This is a genomic window from Nonomuraea ceibae, from assembly GCF_019396325.1.
Classification (GTDB): domain Bacteria; phylum Actinomycetota; class Actinomycetes; order Streptosporangiales; family Streptosporangiaceae; genus Nonomuraea; species Nonomuraea ceibae.
The window spans coordinates 50347-72246 of sequence record NZ_JAHKRO010000006.1 but is presented as its reverse complement, the minus strand read 5'-3'; the positions used below and the strand labels follow the sequence as shown (position 1 = coordinate 72246).

General features: G+C 70.2%; 21 protein-coding genes and 2 riboswitches. Of the genes, 7 read left to right on the top strand and 14 right to left on the bottom strand.

The features are described 5' to 3' along the window. Window positions 1-65 precede the first annotated feature (65 nt). The 4 genes from KME80_RS06475 to KME80_RS06460 form a co-directional block, all read right to left on the bottom strand. On the bottom strand, window positions 66-398 hold the full coding sequence (locus tag KME80_RS06475) for a histone-like nucleoid-structuring protein Lsr2 (protein ID WP_219501415.1): 333 nt from the start codon (window positions 396-398) through the stop codon (window positions 66-68). 514 nt (window positions 399-912) lie between these two features. After that, a complete protein-coding gene (locus tag KME80_RS06470; protein ID WP_219501414.1) occupies window positions 913-1398 on the bottom strand; it encodes an RDD family protein in 486 nt (161 codons plus the stop codon). A gap of 112 nt (window positions 1399-1510) precedes the next feature. Beyond that, a complete protein-coding gene (locus KME80_RS52615; protein WP_219501413.1) occupies window positions 1511-2689 on the bottom strand; it encodes an RDD family protein in 1179 nt (392 codons plus the stop codon). Window positions 2690-2774: 85 nt separating this feature from the next. Then, window positions 2775-3344, bottom strand: coding sequence for an amino-acid N-acetyltransferase (locus KME80_RS06460; RefSeq protein ID WP_219501412.1), 570 nt, complete (start codon window positions 3342-3344; stop codon window positions 2775-2777). Window positions 3345-3610: 266 nt separating this feature from the next. After that, window positions 3611-3758, top strand: a riboswitch (cyclic di-AMP (ydaO/yuaA leader). Window positions 3759-3761: 3 nt separating this feature from the next. Here KME80_RS06460 and KME80_RS06455 point away from each other — a divergent pair. Next, on the top strand, window positions 3762-4757 hold the full coding sequence (locus KME80_RS06455; protein ID WP_246644224.1) for a C40 family peptidase: 996 nt from the start codon (window positions 3762-3764) through the stop codon (window positions 4755-4757). 24 nt (window positions 4758-4781) lie between these two features. Here KME80_RS06455 and KME80_RS06450 read toward each other — a convergent pair whose 3' ends face one another. Next, the gene (locus KME80_RS06450) at window positions 4782-4994 is read right to left on the bottom strand and encodes a LuxR C-terminal-related transcriptional regulator (protein ID WP_219501411.1); all 213 of its coding nucleotides are present in this window, start codon (window positions 4992-4994) and stop codon (window positions 4782-4784) included. Window positions 4995-5216: 222 nt separating this feature from the next. On the opposite strand from KME80_RS06450, the gene KME80_RS06445 reads away from it, so the two are divergent. Next, window positions 5217-6359 carry a cytochrome P450 gene (locus KME80_RS06445; RefSeq protein WP_246644222.1) on the top strand — a complete coding sequence of 381 codons (1143 nt, stop codon included), beginning with the start codon at window positions 5217-5219 and terminating at the stop codon, window positions 6357-6359. Here the strand turns inward: KME80_RS06445 and lysX are convergent. Beyond that, window positions 6343-7800: a bifunctional lysylphosphatidylglycerol synthetase/lysine--tRNA ligase LysX gene (lysX, locus tag KME80_RS06440; protein WP_246644242.1), complete on the bottom strand. Its 1458-nt coding sequence runs from the start codon at window positions 7798-7800 to the stop codon at window positions 6343-6345. The two genes, KME80_RS06445 and lysX, sit on opposite strands and share 17 nt — an antisense overlap. A 169-nt stretch (window positions 7801-7969) precedes the next feature. Between lysX and KME80_RS06435 the strand changes: the two genes are divergently transcribed. Continuing rightward, entirely contained in the window at window positions 7970-8443 is a 474-nt protein-coding gene (locus KME80_RS06435; protein ID WP_219501409.1) for a hypothetical protein, read from the top strand. Window positions 8444-8494: 51 nt separating this feature from the next. Here the strand turns inward: KME80_RS06435 and KME80_RS06430 are convergent, their stop codons facing one another. The 5 genes from KME80_RS06430 to KME80_RS06410 form a co-directional block, all read right to left on the bottom strand. Next, window positions 8495-9277, bottom strand: a complete 783-nt coding sequence (locus tag KME80_RS06430) for a type III pantothenate kinase (RefSeq protein ID WP_219501408.1) — start codon at window positions 9275-9277, stop codon at window positions 8495-8497. Between the two features lie 3 nt (window positions 9278-9280). Continuing rightward, window positions 9281-11803, bottom strand: a complete 2523-nt coding sequence (locus KME80_RS06425; RefSeq protein ID WP_219501400.1) for an L-aspartate oxidase — start codon at window positions 11801-11803, stop codon at window positions 9281-9283. 77 nt (window positions 11804-11880) lie between these two features. Further along, window positions 11881-12708 (bottom strand): pantoate--beta-alanine ligase, encoded by an 828-nt coding sequence (gene panC, locus KME80_RS06420; protein WP_219501397.1) that lies wholly within the window; start codon window positions 12706-12708, stop codon window positions 11881-11883. A gap of 49 nt (window positions 12709-12757) precedes the next feature. Further along, window positions 12758-13648, bottom strand: coding sequence for a Rossmann-like and DUF2520 domain-containing protein (locus KME80_RS06415; RefSeq protein ID WP_219501395.1), 891 nt, complete (start codon window positions 13646-13648; stop codon window positions 12758-12760). A gap of 321 nt (window positions 13649-13969) precedes the next feature. After that, window positions 13970-14209 carry a chaplin family protein gene (locus tag KME80_RS06410; protein WP_308125631.1) on the bottom strand — a complete coding sequence of 80 codons (240 nt, stop codon included), beginning with the start codon at window positions 14207-14209 and terminating at the stop codon, window positions 13970-13972. Window positions 14210-14355: 146 nt separating this feature from the next. On the opposite strand from KME80_RS06410, the gene KME80_RS06405 reads away from it, so the two are divergent. Continuing rightward, window positions 14356-15318 (top strand): SAM-dependent methyltransferase, encoded by a 963-nt coding sequence (locus KME80_RS06405; protein ID WP_219501394.1) that lies wholly within the window; start codon window positions 14356-14358, stop codon window positions 15316-15318. 35 nt (window positions 15319-15353) lie between these two features. Here the strand turns inward: KME80_RS06405 and KME80_RS06400 are convergent, their stop codons facing one another. Together KME80_RS06400 and KME80_RS06395 are read right to left on the bottom strand one after the other, a co-directional pair. After that, window positions 15354-16544: a cytochrome P450 gene (locus tag KME80_RS06400; RefSeq protein ID WP_219501392.1), complete on the bottom strand. Its 1191-nt coding sequence runs from the start codon at window positions 16542-16544 to the stop codon at window positions 15354-15356. Next, window positions 16544-17272: a TerC family protein gene (locus KME80_RS06395; protein WP_219501390.1), complete on the bottom strand. Its 729-nt coding sequence runs from the start codon at window positions 17270-17272 to the stop codon at window positions 16544-16546. Before KME80_RS06395 ends, KME80_RS06400 begins: the two co-directional genes overlap by 1 nt. A gap of 106 nt (window positions 17273-17378) precedes the next feature. Further along, window positions 17379-17494: riboswitch (SAM riboswitch) on the top strand. A 43-nt stretch (window positions 17495-17537) separates the two neighbouring features. Here KME80_RS06395 and KME80_RS06390 point away from each other — a divergent pair. Beyond that, a complete protein-coding gene (locus KME80_RS06390; RefSeq protein WP_219501388.1) occupies window positions 17538-18827 on the top strand; it encodes an aminotransferase class V-fold PLP-dependent enzyme in 1290 nt (429 codons plus the stop codon). 3 nt (window positions 18828-18830) lie between these two features. Here KME80_RS06390 and KME80_RS06385 read toward each other — a convergent pair whose 3' ends face one another. Next, window positions 18831-19559: a DoxX family protein gene (locus KME80_RS06385; RefSeq protein ID WP_219501386.1), complete on the bottom strand. Its 729-nt coding sequence runs from the start codon at window positions 19557-19559 to the stop codon at window positions 18831-18833. Window positions 19560-19660: 101 nt separating this feature from the next. Here KME80_RS06385 and KME80_RS06380 point away from each other — a divergent pair, with 101 nt between their 5' ends. Next, complete coding sequence (locus KME80_RS06380; protein WP_219501384.1) at window positions 19661-20806, top strand: NADH-quinone oxidoreductase subunit D; 1146 nt, start codon at window positions 19661-19663, stop codon at window positions 20804-20806. Then, window positions 20803-21897 carry an acyltransferase family protein gene (locus KME80_RS06375; protein ID WP_219501382.1) on the top strand — a complete coding sequence of 365 codons (1095 nt, stop codon included), beginning with the start codon at window positions 20803-20805 and terminating at the stop codon, window positions 21895-21897. The genes KME80_RS06380 and KME80_RS06375 overlap by 4 nt, the downstream gene beginning before the upstream one ends. The last annotated feature ends 3 nt before the right edge of the window (window positions 21898-21900 follow it).

Below are 21900 nucleotides of genomic sequence, written 5' to 3'. Positions count from 1 at the left end.
GCGCTTATGGCGGCCGCCGGGGTCCTAGGCGAACGGCATAAGCGCATGGTCAGGAGATCGGCTCCTTAGTGAGCCGCTTCGTACTTCTCGACGACGGTGGAGGCGATGCGGCCCCGCTCGCTGACCGGAAGGCCGTGGGCCTTGGCCCACTGACGGATCTCGGCGCTCTTCTCGCGGCTCATCGCCCGCTGCCCGCCACGCCCGCGACGGCGCGTGGATACGGCGCCCGCCCTGCGGGCGTGCTGCACGAAAGGCGTCAGAGCGTCCCTCAGCTTCTTGGCGTTAAGGTCGCTGAGGTCAATCTCATAGGTGGAGCCGTCAATAGCGAAGCTGACCGTCTCATTGGCCTCGCCCCCATCGAGGTCATCGATGAGAATCTCCTGGATCTGCTTGGCCATCTACGCAATCCTTTCCCGGAGCATTGTTTCATTCGCTCGCCCAAACATATACCCGGAAAGACGTTAAGACAATTCAGCGCCACGGGATTCGGCTGAGCGGCCGATCAGTTGCGGTTCTCGGCCTGATCCTGGCGGTTTGGCCGCCGGCCGGAGCCCTCGTGCCGCACCAACTTCACGACGCCAAAGATGAAGGCGCCGCCCACGACGACGGGCGGGATGAGCGCTGACAATACCTCTGTTACGGCTTCCATTCGGCCTCGCCTCCACGGCTGACGGGGTTTCAGGGGCGCTTTATACACAGGCTGCGGGACCGGCGCGAGCCTGGCGGACCTCGTGTCACTCGAGGCGACAGCCGCCCACACACGACCATAGCGGCACAGAGATGCCCATAGCCTGGCAGGCGCCCCAACATCCGGCAACCCGGACGCCTCATAGCCTAATGCCAGTCTCTCCAGGCTCCTTACCGGATCAAGCGGAAATTTTGCGAAAAGCCATCAGCGCAGGTACGGAACCCTCAACGAAGATCTTTTACGACCAGCGTTCCGGCCAGCCTGTCATGCGGCCCGCGCTGGAGCGGCTTGTCGATCAAGATGAGCAGGCCGACACCAAACACGAACATTCCGGCCAGCAGATTGGCCACCGGAATGCCCATCAGCATGGCAGGCGCCGGATAGAGCAGGGCGCGTTTCAGCCGGACCCGCGCCGGAAGACCCTCCGGGTCCACCCGAATCCCCATGATCGCCTTGCCGAAGGTGCGCCCACCCCGGGAAAGTGCGACCCAGTCATAGACCGTATAACCCAGGCCGGCGCCCACCCACGCGAACACGCCGGGCAACCGCCCCTCGAACGCGTCCAGCACCCCGACAGTCCGGAAGACGCCCCATAGCGCAATGAACAGAATGTAATAGAAGACTCCGAACACGAGCGCTTCAATGAGGCGGGCGACGAGCCGTTCCCACCATTCCGCCGGCAGCACGCCGGTCTCGGGTGTCGCGGCCATAACCTCACCTCGTCCGTTCGGCGGCCCTCGGCGTCCCCCCATTCTGGTACGGCTCGTACACACAAAACAGAGGCCGGCGGGATGCCGGCCCCTGTTTCGCTGTTGCTGAGACTTACTTGATCTTGACCACTACGGTGTTCGCGAACTTGTCGGCGAACGTCTGCTGCAGCGGCTTGTCCCAGAGCTGGGAAGCCGCGTTCAGCAGAACGAGGACGCCGCCGAGAAGCGGGCCGAGGAGCGGGATGACGCCCAGGACGTAGCCGCCCCAGGTCCCGCCGGCCCGCTTGAGCGCGGCGTCGTTGGGCAGCCCGCCGGACGGCATCGCATGACCGACCTGGACGACCTTGATGCCCATGACCATCTTGCCGACGGTCTGGCCGCTCATCTTCGTCATGAAGAAGTCGTAAGCCACATAGAGCGCGGCCAGGAGGAGGTACTGGATGATGCCGACGATGATGGAGCTCGCGATACCCGTCGTGACGCCGGTGACCGAGTTGTAGCTGACGACGAAGAAGATGCCCAGGATCAGGTTGATGATGAAGTAGACGACGCCGAAGATCAGGCCGTCGACGATCCTCGCCACCAGGCGCTGCCACCACTCCGCCAGCGGCGCGGGGGCGCCGGGCGGCTGGATGCCCACCGGCTGGCCGTACTGCTGCCCGTACTGGGGCTGGCCGTAGCCCTGCTGCTGACCGTAAGCGGGCTGGCCGTACTGCTGCTGCCCGTACTGGGGCTGCTGGCCGTACTGCTGCTGCCCGTAGCCCTGCTGCTGGCCGTAGTCGGGCTGACCGTACTGCTGCTGGCCGTAACCCGGCTGGGACTGCGGCTGCTGGCCGTAGCCAGGCTGGGACTGCGGCTGCTGGCCGTAAGCCTGCTGCTGGCCGTAGTCCGGCTGGCCGTACTGGGGCTGCTGGCCGTAACCCGGCTGCGACTGCGGCTGCTGGGCGTAACCCTGGCCGTAGTCGGGCTGGGACTGCGGCTGCTGACCGTACTGCGGCTGCTGGCCGTAGCCCTGCTGCTGGCCGTAGTCCGGCTGGCCGTACTGCGGCTGCTGACCGTAACCCTGCTGCTGGCCGTAGCCCTGCTGGGGCTGCTGGCCGTACTGGGGCTGCTGGCCGTAACCCTGCTGCTGACCGTAGGGGGGCTGCTGGCCGTAGGGGTCGTCCACGCGGTAGCCGACGACCGTCGCGTCGGGGTCGGGCTGCCCTTGGGGGCGTCCTGCGTTCTGGCCGTATTCAGGGGAGTTCTCGGGGGAATCGTCCTGTGGATACGGCGGCTGTCCTGTGCTCACCGTGTCACCTCGCTTCGAGTGCGCATGTGGCACGTGTCAGGGCACATGCCTGTCCTGCCCAACGTATCGACATAGGTATCAACAATCACCTTTCTCGGCAGTCAAGGTCCGCGTCACCCGATGTCAAGTGGAGCAGCATGCGTGTGTTGCCCAGGGTGTTCGGCTTGACGTGTTCGAGGTCGAGGAACTCTGCGACGCCCTCGTCGTACGAGGCCAGGAGTTCGGCGTACACCTCGGGTGAGACGGGCGTGCCCTGGATCGTACGGAACCCGTGCCTCGCGAAGAAGTCCACCTCGAAAGTGAGACAAAATACACGTTCCAGCCCAAGCTCCCGAGCGGTCCTGATGAGAGCCGAGACCACGCGATGGCCGATGCCGAAACCCCTGGCCGAGGGGTGCACGGCCACGGTGCGGATCTCGGCCAGATCCTCCCAGAGCACGTGCAGCGCGCCACAGCCGACGACCTCGCCGCCCCGCTCGGCCACCCAGAACTCCTGGACGTCCTCGTACAGCGTGACGGTGGCCTTCTCCAGCATCTTGCGCCCGACGCCGGCGTAGGTGTCGACCAGGAGCTTGATCGCCCTGACGTCCCTGGTCCGCGCGCGCCTGACGAGCACTTCGGTCTCGGGGACCGCTAGCTCGGCGACCTGCTCCATGGCCATCCAGAGTACAGACCCCATTACGGCTCGACCCAAACTCCCGGACCGTCACTGTGCGTGCACGCTCCGGATTGCACGATTCCTACAGTTTCACGATCGGGCGAACTTGGGGCAAAGAGGGCATAAAGTCTTTTCTGTACGGCTCGCCACGAGATCACCTTGTGACCCGTCGGTTGTGAAACCTCTACAGACTCGGCAGTTCCGGTTGAGCAGGAACCAGGAGTGCATTAGTGTCCAGCGACGATGTCACCCGCGCACACCGCGCGGTCGACACGCCCAATCCCCGCGAGGGGAGCCGGGGACCCGCCGGCGGTGTCAACCCGCTGCCAGGGGTGAATCCGAGCCACGCTCGGTAGGGCTGCTCCGGCCCGAACCCGTCAGCTAACCCGGTAGGCGTCAACGGAAGGAGCTTGGTTGGACAGGCGCTCTGGCAAGAAGCGATTCGGTGTCGTCGGCTTGGCCGCCGTGGCCGCACTGGTCCTCGCTCTGCCCTTGGGCTCACCAGCCTCCGCCGACCCCAAGCCTTCGCTCAAGGAGCTCTCCGAGCAGGTCGAGGAGATGCACCTGGAGATCGAGACGCTGGCCGAGCAGTACAACGGCCAGCGGGAGAAGCTCAAGACGGCCCAGAAGGCCGCCGACAACGCCAAGAAGACGCTGGCCGCCAGCGAGGCCGAGCTGGCCGACAAGCGCTCCAAGGCGATCCTGCTCGCGCAGACCACCTACATCAACGGCGGCCTGTCGGGCACCCTGGCGTTCGTCAACTCCGACGACCCCGAGGGCTACCTCGACCTGGCGGCCACCAACTACGCGATCCAGCAGCAGCAGGGCGAGGAGATCCTCCAGCTCACCAAGGCGATGCAGGCGGCCGAGCGGGCCCGCGCCGGCGCCAAGGCCCGCATCACCGAGGTCTCGAAGATCGTCAAGGACCTCGACGCCAAGCGCGACCGGATCGTCAAGCTCGTCGGCAAGGTCGAGAGCAACCTGTTCAGGCGCGCGCTCGGCGAGGCCGGCCGGCCGGGCACCCCGGCGGTCAAGGTCAACCTGCCGATCCCGGGCTCGGGCAAGGCCGCCCAGGCCGCCAAGTGGGCGCTCACCCAGCAGCTCAAGCCGTACATCTGGGGCGCCGAAGGGCCGCGCGGCTACGACTGCTCCGGACTGGTGATGGCCGCCTACCAGCAGGTGGGCATCTCGCTGCCGCACTACACCGGTGACCAGTGGACCGCCGGCCGGCACATCTCCAAGGAGGAGCTGCGCGCGGGCGACCTGGTGTTCTTCTACAACGACCTGCACCACGTGGGCATCTACCTGGGCGGCGGCATGATGGTGCACGCGCCGCGCACCGGCGACGTGGTGCGGATCGCGTCCATCGCCCGGCGCCCCTTCGCCGGAGCCGTCCGCATCGCCGACTAGCGGCGCCAGAGCCGGCCAGCGGCCTTAGATGAGCTGCCTGCGGGCAGCCCAGGCCACCGCCTCGATCGCGGTGGCCACGCCTATGCGGTCGCAGATGCCGCGCAGTCTTCGCCGCACGGTGCGACCGCTGATGTCAAGGCGTCGGCCGACCCGGTCCACGGTGACGCCCTTGGCCAGTTCGGCCAGCAACGCCAGATCGGCACGGCTCAGTTCAACGCCTTCTGTGAGCACATCCATCGGGAGCCCTCCCCCCACCAGCACCACCCGGAGACGTCTAGGGCCCGACCGGAGCGGCACATCCTCGCAGACGGTAAACGCATCCAGGAAAGGTCGTCAAGCACGAAATTCGCCGCACTTGACCTCCTCCGTTGACATGATCCGTTGTATGTGAAGTACTCGCCATATGTCGGCACTTATCGGAGCATGATGATCGATCACAGCGATCCTGACTACGCTCCTTTGACGCCAACGGACATGCTCGGGTTCGATCCATCCGACCCCGGCTTCCTGCGCGACCCGTACACCCGTTACCGCGAGCTGCGCGAGAGCGACGCGCTGCTGCGGACCCGCGGCGGGCTCCTCGTCGCCACCACGCACGAGCTCTGCTCCGCGGTGTTGCGTGACGCCCGGTTCGGCCACGGCGCCCCGGCCGACGGCGAGCCGCCCCGCTCGTTCTTGTTGATGAACCCGCCGGACCACACCCGGCTGCGCGGCCTGGTCAGCCGGGCCTTCACCCCGGGCATGATCAGGCGGCTGCGCCCGCGGATCGAGGCCATCACCGCCGGGCTCCTCGACGCGCTGCCCGACGAGGCCGACCTGATGAGCGCGTTCGCCTACCCGCTGCCCGTCATGGTGATCAGCGAGATGCTCGGCGTGCCGCCCGAGGACCACGAGCGCTTCCGCGGCTGGAGCGAGACGCTCGCCAGGAGCCTCGACCCGATCGTGCCGCCGGACCTGATCTCCCGGACCGAGCACGACCGGGAGGAGTTCCGCGCGTATTTCCGCCGCCTCATCGCGCTGCGGCGCGAGCGGCCCGGCGACGACCTGCTCAGCGCGCTCGCCCAGGTCGAGGAGCTGACCGAGCAGGAACTGCTGGGCACCTGCGTGCTGCTGCTCGTGGCCGGGCACGAGACGACCGTCAACCTCATCGGCAACGGCGTGCTCAACCTGGTCAGGCACGGCGTGCTCGGGCGCGCCGCCGACGCGCCCCAGCAGGTGGTCGAGGAGGTGCTCAGGTACGACCCGCCCGTGCAGCTCACCATGCGCGTGGCGCTGGAGGACGTGGAGCTGGCCGGGACCGCAGTGCCCGCCGGCAGCGCGGTGCTGGCGCTGGTCGGGGCCGCCAACCGCGACCCCGCCGCGTTCGCCGACCCGGACCGCTTCGACGTGGAGCGGACGCCGGGCCGGCATCTGGCGTTCGGGCTGGGCATCCACTTCTGCCTCGGGGCGCCGCTGGCCAGGCTGGAGGGCGAGATCGCGCTGCGCGCCCTGGCTCAGGCGGCGCCGAAGCTGGAGCTGGCCGACCCCGCGCCGCCGTACAAGGGAAACCTGGTGCTGCGCGGACTCGCCACCCTGCCGGTGCGGCTCAACGGGAGGGCTTGACCAGCGGGAAGAGGATCGTCTCGCGGATGTTCTTGCCGGTGAAAGCCATGATCATCCGGTCGATGCCGGCGCCCATGCCGCCCGTCGGCGGCATGGCGTACTCCAGCGCCTGGAGGAAGTCCTCGTCGAGCTGCATGGCCTCCGGGTCGCCGCCGGCCGCCAGCAGCGACTGCTCGACCAGGCGGCGGCGCTGCTCGATCGGGTCGACCAGCTCCGAGTAGGCGGTGCCCAGCTCGGTGCCGAACCCGATCAGGTCCCACTTCTCGGTGAGCAGCGGGTTGTCGCGGTGCTGCCGGGTCAGCGGGGAGGTCTCCAGCGGGTAGTCCATGACGAACGTGGGCTGGATCAGCGTGTGCTCGACCAGCTCCTCGAACAGCTCCTGGACCAGCTTGCCCTGGCCCCACTTGGCGTCCCAGTGCACCTCGTGCTTGTCGGCCAGCGCGCGCACCCGCTCCAGCGGCGTCTCGGTGGTGATCTCCTCGCCCACCGCGCCGGACACCAGGTCGTAGAGCTTCACCCGAGGCCATTCGGGCAGCCCCAGGTCGACCTCGACGCCGTCGTGCACCACCACGGTCGTGCCCAGCGCGGCCACCACGGCCTTCTGGTACATGCGCTGGGTCAGGTCGGCCATGTCGTTGTAGTCGAGGTAGGTCCCGTAGGCCTCGATCATGGTGAACTCGGGGTTGTGCGTGGAGTCCGCGCCCTCGTTGCGGAAGTTGCGGTTGATCTCGAAGACCTTCTCGATGCCGCCCACGACGAGCCGCTTGAGGTAGAGCTCGATCGCGATGCGAAGGTAGAGCTCCATGTCGTAGGCGTTGATGTGGGTCTTGAAGGGCCGGGCCGCCGCGCCGCCGTGGATCGGCTGGAGCATCGGCGTCTCGACCTCCAGGTAGCCCTCCTCGTGCCAGAAGTCGCGGACCGCGCGCACGGTGGCGCTGCGGATGCGCGCCATCTCGCGGGCCTCGTCGTTGACGATGAGGTCGACGTAGCGCTGGCGGACCCGCGCCTCGGGGTCGGTGAGGCCGACGTGCTTCTCCGGCAGCGGGCGCAGGCACTTGGCGGTGATCTGCCAGCTGTCGGCGAGGATCGACAGCTCGCCGCGCCGTGAGGTGATCACCTCGCCCTCGACGCCGACGTGGTCGCCGAGGTCGACGTCGCGCTTCCAGGCCGCCAGCGACTCCTCGCCCACCTTGTCGAGCGAGATCATCACCTGCAGGTCGCCGCTGCCGTCGCGCAGCGTGGCGAAGCAGAGTTTGCCGCCGACGCGGTTGAGCATGACGCGCCCGGCGACGCCCACCCGGTCACCGGTCTGGGTGTCGGGCTCCAGGCCCTGGTATTTCTCCCGGACCTCGGCGTTGATGGCCGTACGGGGAAAGTTCACCGGGTAAGGGTCGACGCCTTCGCTGCGAAGGCGGTCGAGCTTCTCCCTCCGGATGCGCATCTGCTCGGGAAGTTCGTCGCTCACAGCATCAAAGCGTAGGGGATACGGCCGCCTGCAAGTTCTCGTCGGCCCGGTGAAGGGGTGCTGCAACCACGCGGAGTTACCCATGACTCACGAGCTCAGCGGAACCGGTAGGGCGCCGGGTCGGGAAGGAGCTCAAGGAGAGATCATGTTCAAGAAGATCGCGATCGCGCTCCTCGCCGCCGCCGCGACCGGCACGCTGGCTCTGACCGCGCCGGCCGCCGCCGCCTCGCCGGGCCCCTACGACCAGAGCGACCAGTGGGGCCCCGTCCACGCCAGGCACCACCTGGCCAAGGCCAAGGGCTGGGTGGGCGTCGAGTGGGACGAGCACCAGGAGTCCAACACCGTCCACGTCAAGGGCCGGCTGTACGACCTGGACCCGCGCGGCTACGGGCAGGGCGGCAGGTGCGCCTACGTCAAGTTCCAGGCCGCCAGCTTCGACCACGAGTGGGACGAAGTCTACAGCAGGAAGCACTGCGGCTACCCGGGCTCGAAGAAGTTCGGCTTCAGCGTCGACGACGTCTCCGCGCTGCGGGTCAAGGTCTGCCAGGTGCACCCGTACAAGCACTGGGTGAGCAAGTGCGGCCACTGGGACCACCTGTACGCGGCCGAGAGCGAGTGATCCACCCCGGACGGCGGGCGGCTCCCTTCCCGAGCGGGGGGCCGCCCGCTTTCACGCGGTGTTGCGCTGGTAGATCAGGCGCAGGCCGATGAGCGTCAGCCAGGGCTCGTGCACGTCGATGCAGCGCGACTCGCCCACCACGAGCGCGGCGTGGCCGCCGGTGGCGACCACGGTCACGTCGTCGGGGTCGTCGGCCAGCTCGGCGGCCATCCGCTCGACGATGCCGTCGACCTGGCCGGCGAAGCCGTAGATGATGCCGGCCTGGAGCGCCTCGACGGTGTTCTTGGCGATCACCGAGCGGGGGCGGATCAGCTCGACCTTGTGCAGTTGCGCCCCGGCCGCGGCGAGGGCGTCGACGGAGATCTCGATGCCGGGCGCGGTGACGGCGCCGACGTACTCGCCCTTGGCCGACACGGCGTCGAACGAGGTCGCGGTGCCGAAGTCGACGATGATGCACGGCCCGCCGTACTGGTCGATGGCGGCCAGCGCGTTGACGATGCGGTCGCTGCCGACCTCCTTGGGGTTGTCCATCCGCACCGGCACCCCGGTGCGGACGCCGGGCTCGACGACCACGGCCGTGACGTCGCCGTAGTAGCGGCGGCACATCTCGCGCATCTCGTTGAGCACGCTCGGCACGGTGGAACAGATCGCGATGCCACCCACGTCGGCGCCCTTGAGCAGGGGCGACTGGCCGAGCAGCCCCTGCAGGACGACGGCGATCTCGTCGGCGGTGCGGCGGGCGTCGGTGGCCAGCCGCCAGTGCTCGATGACGTCCTCGCCCTCGAAGAGCCCGAGCACCGTGTGCGTGTTGCCGACGTCGATCGTGAGCAGCATCGATTACCCCCGTAGATCCAGTGCGACGTCCAGGGCGGGCGCCGAGTGGGTCAGCGCTCCCACCGCAAGGTAGTCCACGCCAGTTTCGGCCACATCACGCGCCAATTCCAAGGTCAATCCCCCGCTGGACTCCAGCGCAACCGCGTTTTTCGCCCCATTTTTAGCGATTTGTACGGCCTGGGCGGTCTGCTCCACCGTGAAGTTGTCCAGCAGGATCAGGTCCGCCCCCTCGGCGAGCACCTCCTCAAGCTGCTCGACGCTGTCGACCTCCACCTCGATCGGCACGTCCGGGTAGCGCTCGCGCACCGCGCGGAACGCCTCGGCGACCCCGCCGGCCGCCACCACGTGGTTGTCCTTGATCAGTGCCGCGTCCGACAGCGACATCCGGTGGTTGACGCCGCCGCCGCAGCGTACCGCGTACTTCTCCAGCGCCCGCAGCCCCGGCAGCGTCTTGCGGCTGTCGCGCACCCGCGCCCCGGTGCCGCTGATCGCCGCCACCCAGCGCCCGGTCAGCGTGGCTATGCCCGACAGGTGGGTGAGCAGGTTCAGCGCGGTGCGCTCGGCGGTCAGCAGGGTCCTGGTCGGGCCCTCCACCGTCATCAGCACGTCGCCCCTGCGCACCCGCTCGCCGTCCTTGACCCGCCGCTCGGCCTGGCCCGCGCCCAGCCGCGCGAACACCGCCTCGGCCACCGCCAGCCCGGCCACCACGCCGTCGGCCCGCGCCACCACGTCGGCCACCGAGCGGTGCCCGGCCGGGATCGTCGCCAGGCTCGTCACGTCGCCCGCCGCCTGCAGGTCCTCCGCCAGCGCCCGGTCGATCACCGCGTCGGTCTCGGCCGGGTCCACGCCGGCGGCGGCCAGCTCCTGCGCCAGGCGCCGCGGCATCGCGTCACCGTGCGGGGTGTAGGTCATGTGCACGCCCTCCTCCGTCAGGGTCACGTCCAGGTGCCCCAGCCATTCGTCGTCGAGGTCGGGGAAATCCTCCCGCCAGTGGGAGCCGCGCGTCTCCTGCCGCGCCGCCGCCGCGCCGGTCAGCACGGTCGCGACGGTGAGCAGGTTCGTCGTCTCCCACGATTCGGTGCACGACGCCACGTGGACCGGGGTCCACCGGGCGTCGTGCAGCGCCTTGGCGGTGGCGGTGAGCGACGCGCGGCTGCGCAGCACGCCCGCCCCGGCGCTCATGTGCGCCTGGATCCGGCCGCGCGCCCTCGGATCGATCAGCCCGGCGGGCGCTCCGGACACCACCGGCTCGCCCGGTTCGGGCCGTACGCGATGGATGTCCTCGGCGATGCGCTCGGCGAAGACGAGCCCTTCGAGCAGCGAGTTCGAAGCCAGCCGGTTCGCGCCGTGCACGCCCGTGCACGCCGCCTCGCCGCACGCGTACAGGCCCTCGATGCTGGTACGGCCCCGCAGGTCGGTACGGATGCCGCCGCTGGCGTAGTGGGCGGCGGGAGCCACCGGGATCGGCTCGGCGGCCGGGTCGATGCCGTGCTCGCGGCAGACCGCGTAGATCGTCGGGAACCGGGTGCGCCACGTGTCCTCGCCGAAGTGGCGGCCGTCCAGATAGACGTGCTCGCGCCCGCTCTCGCGCATCGTCCGGGTGATGGCCTTGGCCACGACGTCGCGCGGCGCCAGGTCGGCCAGCTCGTGCACGCCGGTCATGAACCGGTTGCCCTCGTGGTCGATCAGGAACGCGCCCTCGCCGCGTACGGCCTCGGAGATCAGCGGCTGCTGGCCGGTCGCGCCCGCGCCCAGCCACAGCACGGTCGGGTGGAACTGGACGAACTCCAGGTCCCGCACCACGGCCCCGGCCCGCAGCGCCAGCGCCACGCCGTCGCCGGTGGACACCACCGGGTTCGTGGTGGAGGAGTAGACCTGGCCCATGCCGCCGGTGGCCAGCACGACCGCGCGGGCGCGCACCGCGCCGACCCCGTCGCCCGCGCCCTCGCCCATCACGTGCAGCGTCACGCCCCTGGCCCGGCCGTTCGCGTCCTTCAGCAGGTCGAGCACCAGCGCGTGCTCGATCACCTCGATGCCGCTCGCCCGCACCGCCTCGACCAGCGCCCGCTGCACCTCCGCGCCCGTGGCGTCGCCGCCCGCGTGCACGATGCGGTGACGCCGGTGGCCGCCCTCGCGGGTGAGCTGGAGGTGCCCGTCGGGGGTGCGGTCGAACTCGGCGCCCCGGCCCATCAGCCGCCGCAGCGCGCCCGGGCCCTCGGTCACCAGCGCGCGGACCGCCTCGGCGTCGCACAGCCCCACCCCGGCGACCAGGGTGTCGCCGAGGTGCTCGTCGGGGGTGTCGGCCGGGTCCAGGACGGCGGCGATCCCGCCCTGGGCCCACCGGGTGGACCCGGCCGACAGCACGTCCTTGGTGACGACCAGGACCCTGGCCCTGGGTTCGAGCTCGGCGTAGTGCAGCGCAACCGTCAGTCCGGCGATGCCGGAGCCCACCACGACCAGGTCGGCCTCGACGTTCCACCCGGGTTCGGGCGCCGCCAGCCGCAGGGGAATGGCCGGTGCACTCATGGGGTCTCCTCGGAGGAGGGAATCTCGTCAATATGACGATAACGCCCCGGCCGCCGCTTCCCTTCCCCGGGGTTCGCCTAGAACGACAGCACCGCGTTGTCGATCAGCCGGGTGGTGCCCACCCGGCCGGCCACCGCGAGCACCGCCTCACCCGTGTACGGCTCCGCGACCTCGGCGAACGTGGCCGGATCGACCAGCACCACGTAGTCCAGCGCCAGCTCGGGGGCGGCGGCCTCCAGCACCTCGCGGGCGGCGGCGACCACGCGCGACGGCACGCTCTCGGCCGCGCCCGCGCGCAGCGCCCGGGACAGCGCCAGGGCCACCTCCCGGTCGGCCGGCGACAGGTAGCGGTTGCGGCTCGACAGCGCCAGCCCGTCGGGCTCGCGCACCGTCGGCGCGCCGACGATCTCCACCGGCACGTCGAGGTCGGCCACCATGCGGCGGATCAGCGCGAGCTGCTGGGCGTCCTTCTGCCCGAACACCGCGAGGTCCGGCTGGACCAGGTTGAACAGCTTGAGCACCACCGTCAGCATCCCGTCGAAGTGCCCCGGCCGCACCGCACCCTCGACGACCCGGCCCATCTCGCCGGACCGCAGGCTCACCTGCCGGTCCGGGTGGTACATGTCCTCGGCGGCCGGGGCGAACACCACCTCGACCCCCTCGGCGCGGCACACCTCCAGGTCGGCCTCGAACGTACGGGGATAGCGGGAGAAGTCCTCGCCGGGGCCGAACTGCAGCGGGTTGACGAAGATGCTGACCACCACGTGGTCGGCGCGCGAGCGGGCCGCCCTGATGAGGGAGCGGTGCCCCTCGTGCAGGGCGCCCATGGTGGGCACGAGGGCGACGGAGCCGTCACCGCGAGCCTTGATCAGGTCGGTGCGGTTCCTGGCGACGATGGGGTCCATGAGGCGGCCTCCGGGGGCGTCATGCGGATCCGTGCCATGCCGGTCACGGTCACGTCCATATGTTGCCACCCAGGGCGTCGAGCAAGCGTTCGGCCTCCTCCGGCTTGAGCAGGCCGGCGGCCAGCGCCCGGTCCGCGGTGAGCCGGGCCAGCGCGACGTAGGCGTCGGCCGCCTCCGGCGCGGCCAGGATGAGCGCGTCGACGTGCTTGCGCACGGTGCCCGCGTCGCCCCGCACCACCGGGCCGGTCAGCCCGCCAATGCCGAGCCGCAGCACGTTGTCGAGGGCGGCGCCGAGCAGCGGCCCGAGCATGCGGCCCGGGTGCTCGACGCCGATGCGGCCCAGCAGGTCGGACGACTCGGCGATGAGCGTGACCATGTGGTTGGCGGCGCTGGCCAGGGCCGCGTGGTAGAGGGCGCGGTCGGCGTCGGCGATCCACACCGGCTCGCCGCCCATCTCGATGACCAGCGCCTCGGCGATGGGACGCAGCGGCTCGGGCGCGGTGACGCCGAAGGAGCAGCCGGTGATCCGGTTGAGGTCGTCGTCCCTGCCGGTGAACGTCATGACCGGGTGCAGGGCGAACGGCAGCGCGCCCACCTCGGCGGCCGGTCGCAGCACGGACAGGCCGTAGGCGCCGCTGGTGTGGACGAGCAGCTTGCCCTGGAGGCCGGCGCCGGTGGCGGCCAGGCCGCTGACGAGGTCGGGCAGCGCGTCGTCGGGGACGGTGAGCAGGATGAGCTCCGCCGCCTCGACGACCTCCTCGGGGCGGACGGGCTCGACGCCGAGCCGGTCGGCGGCCCACCGCCGGGAGGCGTCGGACACCCCGCTGGCGGCCACGATCCGGTGCCCGGCCTGCGCCAGGGCAGCCCCGAGCGCGGAGCCGACCTTGCCCGATCCCAGCACGCCGACGGCCAGCCGTGCCGGGCGATCTGCTGCGTCCATGTCCCACCCCTGTCGAGCACCCCGGAAGACGCTGCCGCCCAGCGTAACGGCCGAGTTGCCACGGGGGCGTGACCTGGGCTTTGCCGCATGTTGCGTTAGCGACAAAACGGACAAGGGCATATAAACCGTGCACCCCCTGTCGGGAATGATGATGAGGAGAGGGGTACATCGCATTCAGCGGGCGCCGAGTCCTGAGCTGGACCCGACGCCCGCACTGTGACGAACTCCTTGGAGGTGCACCCTGGCCGCCATCGCCGACTGGCCGGCCCGGGTACGGGGCTCGGACCGGTTCACTCTCGGACCGGTCCGAGCTCCGGCATGTCAGCGATGCACGTGAGCGCTGGAGCCCCCCTTGCAGCCGGCGATGCCGACACCGGCGACCCCCACCCCGTTGCCGCAGGCGTTGATCGGCGCGGTGATGGGCAGGAAGAGCTGGTTGCCGGACAGCACGCCGCTGCGTCCGCTGGTGATGTCGCCGTGACCGGGGCCGTGGGCGTAGGCCGGGGCGGCCACCGAGAGCATGCCGAACGCACCCGCGACGACGATGGCTTTCTTGAACACGAGGGACTCCTTTTCGGGACGACTGCCGGATGATGACAATCAGCAGTCACTCGACTACTATATGTAAACGGTAGCGCAAGATCGCAACACCGCGTAGTAAAGAAATCGCGCCACGTGTTCGCCCGGAGTCGTGAGATAGTCCTGGGATGTGGCTCACCTGGCGCGCCGCCATGCAACGCGCGCTCTATGGCGAGAGCGGCTTCTACCTGCGCGAACGCCCCTCCGGGCACTTCCGCACCTCGGTCAGCGCCTCGGCGGCCTTCGCCGACGCGGTCCTGGCCCTGCTGGAGGAGGTCGACGCCGGGCTCGGCTCGCCCGACCGGCTCGACCTGGTCGACATCGGCGCCGGCGAGGGCACGCTGGTCCGCCGCGTGCTCGACGCGGCCGGCCCCTCGCTGCGCGACCGGCTGCGCATCACCGCCGTCGACCTGTCGCCCCGGCCCGACGAGCTGCCCGAGCGGATCGCCTGGCAGCCGCGGCTGCCGTCCGGCATCCAGGGCCTGGCGATCGCCAACGAGTGGCTCGACAACGTGCCGCTGGACGTGGCCGAGCAGGCGTCCGACGGGCCGAGACTGGTGATGGTCGACACCGAGACCGGCGAGGAGCGGCTCGGCGACCCGCCGCAGGGGGCCGACCTGGAGTGGCTGGCGCGGTGGTGGCCGCTGTCGTGCGTGGGCTCGCGGGCGGAGATCGGCTGGCCGCGCGACGCCGCCTGGGCGGCGGTGCTGAACCGGCTTTCCAGAGGCCGGGCGATCGCCATCGATTATGCACACCCTGTGGATAACCGGCCGATGCACGGCACGCTCACCGGATACCGTGACGGAGCGGTCGTCTCGCCCGTACCCGACGGCACCTGCGACATCACGGCGCACGTCGCGCTCGACGCGTGCGCCGAGGCGGGCCGCAAGGCCGGCGGGATATCCACAGGCTTGTCCACACAGCGGGCCGCGCTGCGCGCTCTGGGCATCACCGGCGACCGCCCGCCCCTCGACCTGGCCCGCACCGATCCGCGGGGTTATCTGCGCGCGCTGGCCCGCGCCTCCGAGGAGGCGGAGCTGATCGATCCGGGGGGCCTCGGCGGATTCGGCTGGCTCAGCCAGAGCCGGTGAAAACGACCAGAGCCGGTGATAACGGTCAGAGCCGGTCAGGCGACGCTGAGGTCCAGCGACTCCAGGCCGCGGATCACGTACCCCGGCTTCCACACCGGCTCGCGGACCAGCTCCAGCTTCGGCGCCCGCTCCAGCAGGGCGCCGAACGACTCGATGAGCTCGATCCTGGCCAGCGGCGCGCCCAGGCAGAAGTGGATGCCCGCGCCGAAGGAGATGTGCGGGTTGTCCACCCGGCCCACGTCCAGCCGGTCCGGGTCGTCGAACACCTCGGGGTCGCGGTTGGCCGAGCCGAACAGCAGCGCCACCTCCACGCCGCGCGGGATGGCGACGCCGCCGACCTCGATGTCCTCCAGCACCCAGCGCTCGAACATCTGCAGCGGCGTGTCCCAGCGCATCAGCTCCTCGACGGCCGTCGGCAGCAGCGAGCGGTCGGCGCGCAGCCGCGCCAGCTCGCCCGGGTTGCGGAACAGCGACCACCAGCCGTTGCCCGTCACGTTCACCGTGGCCTCGTGACCGGCGTTGAGCAGCAGCACGCAGGTGCCGACCAGCTCGTCCTCGGTCAGCTCGTCGATCGCCGCGAGCGCGCTGATCAGGTCGTCGCCGGGCCGCTCCTTGCGCTCGCGGGCCAGCTCCTTCAGATACGCCGCGAACTCCGACGCCGCCCTGACGGCGGTGTGCTGCGCCTGCTCCGACGGGTTCAGCTCGTACATCCCGCAGATGTCGGCCGACCAGGGGCGCAGCAGGTGGCGGTCGGCGTCGGGGATGCCGAGCATCTCGGCGATCACCGTCACCGGCAGCGGCTCGGCCACCTCGGCGATCAGATCACCGCCGCCCCGCTCCACGTACGCGTCGACCAGGCCCTCGGCGATCGCGCGCACCCGCGGGCGCAGCGACTCGACCATGCGGGGCGTGAACGCCTTGGAGACCAGGCGGCGCAACCGGGTGTGCACCGGCGGCTCCACGTCGAGCATGCCCGCGCGGATCACCCGCCAGAACGGCTCCTGGAACTCCGGCTCGGGCTCCTTGCCGAACTCCTCGTGCGTCGCCACGTGCAGGTACGACCTGCCCAGGCGGCGATCCCTGAGCAGGGCGTTCACGTCGGCGTGCCGGGCGACCAGCCACTGGCCGGTCGGCTCGAAGAAGCTCACCGGCGCCTCGCGCCTCAGCTCGGCGTAGACGCCGTACGGGTGAGCGACGAAATCCGGATTCCACGGGTCAAAGCGCACTATTCAATACTAGAAGCTTTCGCCCGCCTGCTCCTCACCCGGATGTTGAGCAGCTCCACGATGACCGAGAACGCCATCGCGAAGTAGATGTAGCCCTTCGGGATGTGCTGGTCCAGCCCCTCGGCGATGAGCACCACGCCGATCAGCACCAGGAACGCCAGCGCCAGCATCTTGATGCTCGGATGCGTGTCGACGAACCGGCTGATCGGCCCGGAGGCGAACAGCATCACCAGCACCGCCACGACCACCGCCGCGATCATCACGCCGAGCTCGTCCACCATGCCGACCGCGGTGATCACCGAGTCGAGCGAGAACACCACGTCCAGCACCATGATCTGCGCGATCACTGAGGCGAACGACGCCGCGACGGCCTTCTTGCCGTCCTTCTCGCCCACGTCCATCGTGTGGCCGATCTCGGTGACGCTCTTGGCGAGCAGGAACAGCCCGCCCAGCAGCAGGATCAGGTCCCGTCCCGATATCTCCTGCCCCAGCACCTCGAACAGCGGCTCCGTGAGCCGCACCACCCACGACAGGGCCAGCAGCAGGAGCAGCCGGCTGATCAGAGCCGCCGCCAGGCCGAGCACCCGCGCCCTGTCGCGCTGCTCCGGCGGCAGCTTCCCTGCCAGGATGGAAATGAAGATGATGTTGTCGATGCCCAGCACGATCTCCAGGGCCACAAGGGTGAAGAACCCTATCCAGATCTGGGGATCTGCCACCCAGTCCAACATCGGTTACCTCCTGCTATCGGGGGATGTCCGAGGAAGCAACGAGTCAACGGGCCGATAAGTTCGCGGTTGCGTTTTACGGGTGGGTGTCGGTTATAGTGCCGACGTAGGTCATGAGTGCCAGCGCCAAGCCCCGGCTCGCTGGCCGGCAACCCTCGCGTCCGCGGCGGGGTGCCCCGGGTGAAGACCTGGTCCGTCACGAGGTGTGGCGGGCAAGCGCGGGCTCACTGGCTGCTCCAGGGGTCCGATGACCCCGAGGAGGTTCGCCGTGTCCACCCTGACGATCTTCAACGCCGCCCGCACCACCGCCGCCGAGAAGCCGGCCCCCGTCCAGCAGGCCCGCGCCATCCCCGCCGTCGTCGGCGCCGACCTGGAGGTGCCGGTCAAGGGCGGCAAGCTCGTCGGCTACGCCAACCTCGACTACGCGGCCAGCGCCCCCTGTCTGGAGCCGGTCAGCGCCGCCGTCGCCGCCGCGCTCCCGGCCTACTCCAGCGTCCACCGCGGCGCGGGCTACGCCTCCCAGCTCACCACCGCCCGCTACGAGCAGGCCCGCCACACCGTACGGGCCTTCGTCGGCGCCCGCACCGACGACGCCGTCATCTTCACCCGCAACACCACCGACGCCACGAACCTGCTGGCCGGCTGCCTGCCCGAGGGCACCACCGTGGTCGTCTTCGACACCGAGCACCACGCCTCGCTGCTGCCCTGGCCGGACGCCGTGCGGCTGGCCCCGCCCGCCTTCCCCGGCGAGGCCGTGCGCGCCGCCGACGACGCGCTGGCCGCGATCGACGGACCCAAGCTGCTCGTCGTCACCGCTGCCTCCAACGTCACCGGCGAGCTGTGGCCCATCGCCGCGCTGGCCCACATCGCGCACCGGCACGGCGCCCGCATCCTCGTCGACGCCGCCCAGCTCGTGCCGCACCGGCCGGTCAACCTGACCGCGCTCGACCTCGACTACGTGGCCTTCTCCGGCCACAAGCTGTACGCGCCGTTCGGCGCCGGAGTGCTGGTCGGCCGGCGCGACTGGCTGTCGGCGGGCACGCCGTACCTGAAGGGCGGCGGCGCGGTGCGCTCGGTCGGGGAGAGCACCGAGTGGCACGACGACGCCGAGCCCCGGCACGAGGCCGGGACCCCGAACGTGCTCGGCGCGATCGCGCTGGCCGCCGCCTGCGACGCCCTCACCGCCACCGGCTGGACGCCGCTGCTGCGCGAGGAGGAGCGGCTGATCGCCCGGCTGCGCGCCGGCCTCGCCGGCATCGAGGGCGTACGGGAGCTGTCGCTGTGGGGGCCGGAGCACCCGCGCGTGGGCATCGTGTCGTTCACCGTCGACGGCTACAGCGCACGCGAGGTCGCCGAGGCGCTGTCGAGCGAGTACGGCATCGGCGTGCGGGACGGGAAGTTCTGCGCCCATCCGTTCGTCCGGCACCTGCTCGGCACCGCCGACGGCGGCTGCGAGGACGACACGGCCTCGGCGGTGCGCGCCTCCATCGGCATCGGCACCACCCAGGAGCACGTCGACCGGCTGGTCGGCGCGCTGCGTGACCTGGTCAGCCGCTAGGTCTCAGCGGTTCGGCGGCTTCGGGCGCGTCGGCTGGTCGTTCACCACCGCGTCCACGTCGCGCATGTCCTCCTCGCTCAGCCCGCCCGGCCGGTGCTCGGCCGGGTGCGGACGCTCGGCGGGCTCGGCGGCCTGCGTGCGGTCGTACTCGCTCGCCTGTGTGCGGTCGTAGTCAGCCGCCTGCGTGCGCTCGTGCTCGGCGGGCTGCCGGGGCACCGAGTGCCGTTCGTCCGGGTAGGCGGCCTTCGTGTCGGGCGCCGGCCTGTCCACGGTCGTCGTGGCACCCGCCGCCGCGTCCCGCTCGGCCGCCCGCCGCTCGGCCCGGCGCCTGTACACGACGCCGAGAATCCCGTCGAGGCCGAAGCGTCCCCCGCCCAGCGCCAGGAACAGCAGCGACGCCGCGCCGAGCGCTCCGACGAGCTCCCAGCCGCCCTGCTGGACGAAGATGCCGTTCGGCGCGTGCACGAACACAGCCGCGCCGATCATGCCGATGAGCAGCACCAGCGCGGCCGGCCGCACCAGCAGGCCGAGGATCAGCAGGATGCCGCCGACCGTCTCGGCCACCGTGACGAACGCGGCGGCGAGCTGCGGCATCGGCACGCCCGACTCGGCGAACATGCCGCTCGTGGCGCCCAGCCCGGCCTGCCACTTCTGCAGCCCGTGCGCCAGGAAGATGACGCCGATCACCACCCGTGCGATCAGGGCGGCGATGTCGAACACAACCCTTTTCATGGTCTTTTCTCCCCCGTTTCCAGTACTCATCCCCCTGGCTGGACCAGCGATGCGCCCCCATACCGTTCCTTGACCGACCCGCCGGTGGCAGCATGGGCCATATGACGGAACGCGTGGTCGGAATCGGTGCCGGGGCCAAGGAGCTGGCCACCGAGGACATGATCCTGAATATCGGGCCGCAGCACCCGTCGACTCACGGAGTTCTGCGCCTGCGGCTCACTCTTGACGGTGAGCGCATCTCCGGCGCCGAGCCGATCATCGGCTACATGCACCGGGGCGCGGAGAAACTGTTCGAGGTGCGCGACTACCGGCAGATCATCGTGCTGGCCAACCGGCACGACTGGCTGTCGGCGTTCGCCAACGAGCTCGGCGTGGTGCTGGCCGCCGAACGCATGCTCGGCATGGAGCCGCCCGTCCGCGCCGTCTGGGCGCGCACGCTCCTGGCGGAGCTCAACCGGGTGCTCAACCACCTGATGTTCCTCGGCTCGTACCCGCTGGAGCTGGGCGCGATGACGCCCATCTTCTACGCCTTCGACGAGCGCGAACGCATCCAGGCCGTCATGGAGGAGATCTCCGGCGGGCGCATGCACTACATGTTCAACCGCGTCGGCGGCCTCAAGGAGGACCTGCCGCTCGGCTGGCTCGACCGGGTCGCCCAGGCCGTCGCCGACACCCGCCGCCGCGTCCCCGACATCGAGAACCTCATCCACGGCAACGAGATCTTCCAGGCCCGCACCAAGGGCGTCGGCGTGCTCTCCCGCGAGCAGATCCTGCAGTACGGGGTCAGCGGCCCCATCGCCCGCGCCTCCGGGGTCGACATCGACCTGCGCCGCGACCAGCCCTACCTGGCCTACCCCGAGCTGCCCGTCACCGTCGTCACCCGCACCGCCGGCGACTGCCACTCCCGCTTCGAGGTGCTGCTGGAGCAGGTCAAGGTCTCGCTCGACCTGGCCGACGCCTGCGTCCAGCGGCTGCGCGAGCTCCCCCAGGGCCCGATCAACCAGCGCCTGCCCAAGGTGCTCAAGGTCCCCGAAGGCCACACGTACGCCTGGACCGAGAACCCGCTCGGCATCAACGGCTACTACCTGGTGTCCAAGGGCGACAAGACGCCGTGGCGGATGAAGCTGCGCTCCGCCTCCTACAACAACATCCAGGTGCTGCGCGAGATGCTGCCCGGGCACCTGGTCTCGGACATGGTGGCGATCCTCGGGTCGATGTTCTTCGTGGTGGGTGACATCGACAAGTGACCTCCCCTCCGCGACGCGACAGGTACGTCGACTGGCTGCGGGCGCTGAGCCTGATCGTGGTGGTGGTCTGGCACTGGGCCTTCACCATCCTGCAGTGGAAACCGCACGGCCCCGAGCCCACCAGCCCGCTCGGCTTCACCTCCGGGCTGTGGATCCTGACCTGGCTGCTCCAGGTCTTACCCCTGTTCTTCTACGTCGGCGGGCACGTCCACCTGCTGTCGTGGGGCCGGGCGTGCGAGCGCGGCACCGGCCTCGGCCGCTTCGTCTGGCGCCGCCTGCGGTCCCTGTCGATCCCGGCGCTCGGCCTGATCGGCGTGTGGGTCGCCGTCGGCGCCGTCGTCACCTGGCTGTTCGACGTGCCGTGGATGTGGCGGGTGGTGCTGCTCGTGCTCAGCCCGCTGTGGTTCCTCGGCGTCTACCTGGTGCTCATCGCGCTCCTCCCCGTCGCGCTCCTCCTGCATCGCAAGTACGACGTGCTGGCCCTCGTCTGGCTGGGCGGGGCGGCGCTGGTCGTCGACGTGGTCCGGTTCCGCTACGACGTCGAGTGGGCCGGCTGGCTCAACATGGTCATCGTGTGGGGGCTGGCGCACCAGGCCGGCTTCTTCTACGACCGCATCGTCGCCCTGCCTCGCCGCTACGACGTCGGCATCCTGTGGACCGGGCTGTTCGCCCTGTTCGGGCTCGTCTACTCGGGCATCTACCCGGGCTCCATGGTGGGCGTGCCGGGGGACAAGTGGTCCAACATGGCGCCGCCGACGTTCGTCATCGTCGCGCTGCTCATCTTCCAGATCGGGCTGGTGGAGGTGCTGCGCCCGGCCATGGAACGGGTTCTGGAACGGCCGGGCTGGAACCGGGTCAACGCCGTCATCAACCGTTTCGCGCTGCCGCTGTTCCTCTTCCACACGACCGGCATGGCCATCGCGCTCGGCCTGTCGTGGTGGCTCTTCGGCAGCCTCACGCCCGAGGTGCCGCCGGACGTGTGGTGGTGGCTGGAGCGTCCCCTGGCCGTCGCCGGCCCGCTGATCTGCACCCTCCCGGTCATCTACCTCTTCGGCCGCCGCCCCCGCGCCGGGCGGCCGGACACCGGCTGAGGG

Excerpts from the sequence above, each read along its gene's own strand:
- KME80_RS06475 (WP_219501415.1), bottom strand. The coding sequence starts at position 398 with ATGGCCAAGCAGATCCAGGAGATTCTCATCGATGACCTCGATGGGGGC.
- KME80_RS06470 (WP_219501414.1), bottom strand. The coding sequence starts at position 1,398 with ATGGCCGCGACACCCGAGACCGGCGTGCTGCCGGCGGAATGGTGGGAA.
- KME80_RS06460 (WP_219501412.1), bottom strand. The coding sequence starts at position 3,344 with ATGGAGCAGGTCGCCGAGCTAGCGGTCCCCGAGACCGAAGTGCTCGTC.
- KME80_RS06450 (WP_219501411.1), bottom strand. The coding sequence starts at position 4,994 with ATGGATGTGCTCACAGAAGGCGTTGAACTGAGCCGTGCCGATCTGGCG.
- lysX (WP_246644242.1), bottom strand. The coding sequence starts at position 7,800 with ATGCGCATCCGGAGGGAGAAGCTCGACCGCCTTCGCAGCGAAGGCGTC.
- KME80_RS06435 (WP_219501409.1), top strand. The coding sequence starts at position 7,970 with ATGTTCAAGAAGATCGCGATCGCGCTCCTCGCCGCCGCCGCGACCGGC.
- KME80_RS06430 (WP_219501408.1), bottom strand. The coding sequence starts at position 9,277 with ATGCTGCTCACGATCGACGTCGGCAACACGCACACGGTGCTCGGGCTC.
- KME80_RS06425 (WP_219501400.1), bottom strand. The coding sequence starts at position 11,803 with ATGAGTGCACCGGCCATTCCCCTGCGGCTGGCGGCGCCCGAACCCGGG.
- panC (WP_219501397.1), bottom strand. The coding sequence starts at position 12,708 with ATGGACCCCATCGTCGCCAGGAACCGCACCGACCTGATCAAGGCTCGC.
- KME80_RS06415 (WP_219501395.1), bottom strand. The coding sequence starts at position 13,648 with ATGGACGCAGCAGATCGCCCGGCACGGCTGGCCGTCGGCGTGCTGGGA.
- KME80_RS06405 (WP_219501394.1), top strand. The coding sequence starts at position 14,356 with ATGTGGCTCACCTGGCGCGCCGCCATGCAACGCGCGCTCTATGGCGAG.
- KME80_RS06395 (WP_219501390.1), bottom strand. The coding sequence starts at position 17,272 with ATGTTGGACTGGGTGGCAGATCCCCAGATCTGGATAGGGTTCTTCACC.
- KME80_RS06385 (WP_219501386.1), bottom strand. The coding sequence starts at position 19,559 with ATGAAAAGGGTTGTGTTCGACATCGCCGCCCTGATCGCACGGGTGGTG.
- KME80_RS06380 (WP_219501384.1), top strand. The coding sequence starts at position 19,661 with ATGACGGAACGCGTGGTCGGAATCGGTGCCGGGGCCAAGGAGCTGGCC.